Source organism: Burkholderia sp. BCC1977 (assembly GCF_905339595.1).
Lineage (GTDB): Bacteria > Pseudomonadota > Gammaproteobacteria > Burkholderiales > Burkholderiaceae > Burkholderia.
In genome coordinates, this window is record NZ_CAJPGQ010000100.1 from 1 (window position 1) to 4,046 (window position 4,046).

Annotated in this window: 4 protein-coding genes; 1 reads left to right on the plus strand and 3 read right to left on the minus strand. The window is 67.9% G+C overall.

Translation table 11 applies throughout. The annotated features are described in order from the left end of the window. Positions 1-52: 52 nt before the first annotated feature. Entirely contained in the window at positions 53-982 is a 930-nt protein-coding gene (gene argC / locus U5771_RS34675) for an N-acetyl-gamma-glutamyl-phosphate reductase (protein ID WP_322028112.1), read from the minus strand. 118 nt (positions 983-1,100) lie between these two features. Here argC and U5771_RS34680 point away from each other — a divergent pair, with 118 nt between their 5' ends. Beyond that, positions 1,101-1,985 (plus strand): LysR family transcriptional regulator, encoded by an 885-nt coding sequence (locus U5771_RS34680; protein ID WP_322028113.1) that lies wholly within the window; start codon positions 1,101-1,103, stop codon positions 1,983-1,985. A 162-nt stretch (positions 1,986-2,147) separates the two neighbouring features. Here U5771_RS34680 and U5771_RS34685 read toward each other — a convergent pair whose 3' ends face one another. Then, entirely contained in the window at positions 2,148-2,612 is a 465-nt protein-coding gene (locus tag U5771_RS34685) for a signal peptide protein (protein ID WP_322028114.1), read from the minus strand. A gap of 60 nt (positions 2,613-2,672) precedes the next feature. After that, positions 2,673-3,890, minus strand: a complete 1,218-nt coding sequence (locus tag U5771_RS34690; RefSeq protein WP_322028115.1) for a patatin-like phospholipase family protein — start codon at positions 3,888-3,890, stop codon at positions 2,673-2,675. Positions 3,891-4,046 lie beyond the last annotated feature (156 nt).

Here is a 4,046-nt window from a genome sequence, read left to right on the forward strand (position 1 = left end):
CGCTCACCGCTCACCGCTCACCGCTCACCGCTCACCGCCCACCGCTCGCCGCTTACGCCGCACCGAGCATCAGGTCGAGATTCTGCACGGCCGCGCCGGAGGCCCCTTTGCCGAGATTGTCGAACACGGCGGACAGCAGCACCTGACCGTGATCGGCATTGACGAACACGCCGAGCCGCAGGTCGTTCGTACCGTTCAGCGCTTGCGGATCGAGATGCGTGATCGTGCGCGTGTCCGCGAGCGGCGTGACCTCGACGTGGCGCGCGCCGGCGTAACGGTGCGCGAGACACGTGTGCAGCAACTCACCGGTCACGCCGGCCGGGAGAAGGCGCAGCTCGATCGGCACGGTCAGCACGATGCCTTGTCGATAGGCGCCGTAAGCTGGCACGAACAGCGGACGGTGCGCGAGCCCGGCATGCAGCTGGATCTCGGGCACATGCTTGTGCGCGAGCGCGAGGCCATAGACCTGCAGCGGTTTCGCGCGTGCGTCGTCGTTCGATTCGAACGCGTCGACGGCGGCGCGACCGCCGCCCGAGTAACCGGACACCGCATGGATGCTCACCGGGTAGTCGCGCGGCAGCAGGCCGGCCTGTTGCAGCGGCCGAAGCAGGCCGATCGCGCCCGTCGGATAGCAGCCCGGATTGGTGACGCGCCGCGCGCGCGCGATGGTTTGCGCGTGTCCATCGGCCATCTCGGGAAAACCGTAGACCCATTCCGGTTCGGTGCGATGGGCCGAACTCGCGTCGATCACGCGTACCGCCGGATTCCGGATGAAGCCGACCGCTTCGCGCGCGGCAGCGTCGGGCAGGCACAGAATCGCGATGTCGGATGCGTTGATCTCGTCGGCGCGCCGCGCGGGGTCCTTGCGCTCGGCATCCGGCAGCGTGACGAGCCGCAGGTCGGTGCGATCGCGCAGGCGCTCATGGATCAGCAGTCCGGTCGTACCTTGGTCGCCGTCGATGTAGACAGTGGGGAGGCTCATGATGGTCGCGTTCCTCGTTTCGGGCATCGGGAAAGCCGTATCGTCCACCGAACGCCTAGAATAGGAAAAGTTGAATTTCCTGATTGCCGGATTCAGTTTTCCTGAACGAGAGGTGGGTATGCGCGAGATCAGTCTGGACCGGCTGCGTACGCTGGTCGCAATCGCCGACCAGGGATCCTTCGTGGCCGCCGCGCAACTGCTTCATCTCGCGCCGCCGACGGTCAGCCTTCATGTCGCCGAACTCGAAGGCCGCATCGGTGCGCCGTTGCTGTCGCGCACGCGCGGCAACGTGCAGCCGTCGACCATCGGTGCGGTGCTGGTGGAGCGGGCGCGCCGCCTGCTGGCCGAGGTCGAGTCGACCCTCGACGACGTGGAGCGGCAAGTGCAGGGGCTGACCGGGCGGGTGCGTCTCGGTGCATCGACCGGGGCGATCGCCCATCTGTTGCCGCAGGCGGTGGCCCGGTTGCGCGAGCGGCATCCGGACATCGATGTCCAGATCGCGGTGCTCACGTCGCACGACACGCTGGCGCGCATCGCGCAGGGCACGCTCGACGTCGGGCTGGTGGCGCTGCCGCAGCCGGCGGTCGCGGGGCTGTCGATCCGCGCGTGGCGGCGCGATCCGGTGCTGGCCTTTCTGCCTGCGGACTGGCGGCTGCCGGCGCGTGTGACGCCGGCCTATCTGGCCGCGCGTCCGCTGATTCTCAACGATGCGACCACCCGCCTGTCACGGCTCACGACCGAATGGTTCGCGCTCGGCGGCCACCGGCCCGAGCCGCGCATCGAACTGAACTACAACGATGCGATCAAGAGTCTGGTCGCCGCGGGTTACGGCGCGACGCTACTGCCGCACGAGGCGGGCGCCCCGTTGCCCGATGCGCGCATCGTCACGCGGCCGCTGCGTCCGGCGTTGTGGCGCGAACTGGGCATCGCCCATCGGGCCGGCCCGGTCGAGCGGTCGACCCAGCACGTGCTCGACGCGTTATGGGCGCTCGGCGCGCGATAGGGAACCGCTGCGCCGTTCAGGACGCGCGCCGCAGCGCCGAATCGATTGGACGCGGCATGCGCCGCGCCGAACGCTGCATCGACGCCTCGTCGGCAGTACCGGAACGAGTCCGATCGAATGGCTGACCGTCGAACGATTGCGCCGGCACGCGGCCGTGGCCCGTTACAGCCGGTTGTCCTTCGCGAGCATCAGCACGCGCGCCCAGCGCCGTGCATCGCGCTTGTCCATCATCGGCAGCTTCCATTCGCCGCGCACGGCATCGCGCACGCGCACGACGAGATGCCAGCGGCCGTCGATCGGCGCGGCCTCGCAGCCGTCGAGCTGCGACAACGTATAGCGGCCGTCCGCGCCGTCATGCGACAGCCACAGCAGCCCCTGTGTCGCGGACACGCGTACCTCGCCCCACGCGCGATGCACGATGTGGGTCCAGCCGTGTTCCTTCGTGTTCGGTGCGATGTCGCGGCGGCGTTTGATCCACCACGCGATCAGCGCGATCAGGATCGCGGCGGCGAGCACGGCGGCCGCGATCGCGACCGGCTGGCCGAACTGCGCGGCAATGACGTGAAACAGGTGAACCGCGCCCCATCCCAGGGCGATGAGCGCGAATAGCGCAATGAAAATCGGCATGTCGAATCGGATAAGAGGACGGACCGGCGCAGGCAGCGCGCCGGTCCGTCGCACACGACATTACCGGCGGCGGTGAATGTCGTGCGTGACGAAGCCCGCGTCGTTGGCGGGCAGCGCGAGGCCGTCCTTGACTGCGAGCGTCTTGCGGATGTCGTCGAGACCCGCGCACCAGTGGTCGCGCATCGTCGACAGACCGAACTGATAGTCCTTGTAGTGGTGCTCGTACGCTTTCTGCTGATAGATCAGGTGCTGGATGTTGTACTTCTTCCCGCTCGACATCGCTTCAGCCTCGACGCACCACGGGTCGTTCTTGCGCTGTTCTTCCGGCACCTGCTCGAGCACGTGGCGCAGCACGTTGCGGTAGCGCTGTTCGCGCTGCAGCGTGTCGGTGACGAAACGCGTGCGGCTCGAATACTGCACGTCCTTCGTGCGTTCCGCGACGTCGGCCATCGTGCGCGGCAGCGGCCCGCGTGCGCTCCACAGGTCGACCTGGAACGCGAGCGTGTCGCGCCGCGGACGCGCACGCAGCACTTCCATCAGCGGCGTGTTCGACACGACACCGCCGTCCCAGTAGTACTCGCCGTCGATCTCGACCGGCGGGAACGCGGGCGGCAGCGCGCCGGACGCCATGAAGTGCTCGGGCTCGAGGCGGATGCGCGAGTTGTCGAAGTACACGAAGTTGCCGGTGCCGACGTTGACCGCGCCGACCGACACGCGCGTCTCGCCCGAGTTGATCCGGTCGAAATCGCACAGCTTGAGCAGCGTCGCGCGCAGCGCCGACGTGTCGTACCAGCTGATCTTTTCCGGATGATCGGACACGCCCGGCAGCGGCGGCGGGAAGCGCGGCGAGAAGAAGCCCTGCTGGCCCTGCATCATCGCGCTTGCGGCTTGCGACGCGGTGAAGAACGTGCGGATCTGGTCGATGCTGTTGAACAGCGCGAATTCGAACGCCGCCGGAATCGCGGGAAAGAACGCCGGCTGGCAGATCGTTTCCCAGAATTCGCGCAGCCGCTCGACACGATGTTCGGGCGCATTGCCGGCGATCAGCGCGGTGTTGAGCGCGCCGATCGAGATGCCTGCGATCCAGTCGAGCGGAACGCCCGCTTCGTGCAGCCCTTCGAACACGCCGGCCTGATACGCGCCGAGCGCGCCGCCGCCCTGCAGGACGAGCGCGATCGTTTCGTACGGCAGCGACCGCGCAGCGGCCGGCGCGCCGGCTTCGTGATGCAGGTCCGCCGCATCGACGGCCTGCTTTTCTGTACGCGCGTGCGGTTTCATCAGTTGCTCCGAGAAATCCCGCCGTGGAGGGCGGAGACGGATGGCGTGCCGTCGACCGACGGCACGCCATCACGAGAATAGGCGGTAGTGCGGGAATCGCCTCCCGTCAGGGAGGCGAGGACGTTACTGCATGAACCAGCCGTGGCTGACGATGAA

Bases quoted from the DNA above. Each gene is read 5' to 3' on its own strand.
- U5771_RS34680 (WP_322028113.1), top strand. From the start codon at position 1,101: ATGCGCGAGATCAGTCTGGACCGGCTGCGTACGCTGGTCGCAATCGCC.
- U5771_RS34685 (WP_322028114.1), bottom strand. From the start codon at position 2,612: ATGCCGATTTTCATTGCGCTATTCGCGCTCATCGCCCTGGGATGGGGC.
- U5771_RS34690 (WP_322028115.1), bottom strand. From the start codon at position 3,890: ATGAAACCGCACGCGCGTACAGAAAAGCAGGCCGTCGATGCGGCGGAC.
- argC (WP_322028112.1), bottom strand. From the start codon at position 982: ATGAGCCTCCCCACTGTCTACATCGACGGCGACCAAGGTACGACCGGA.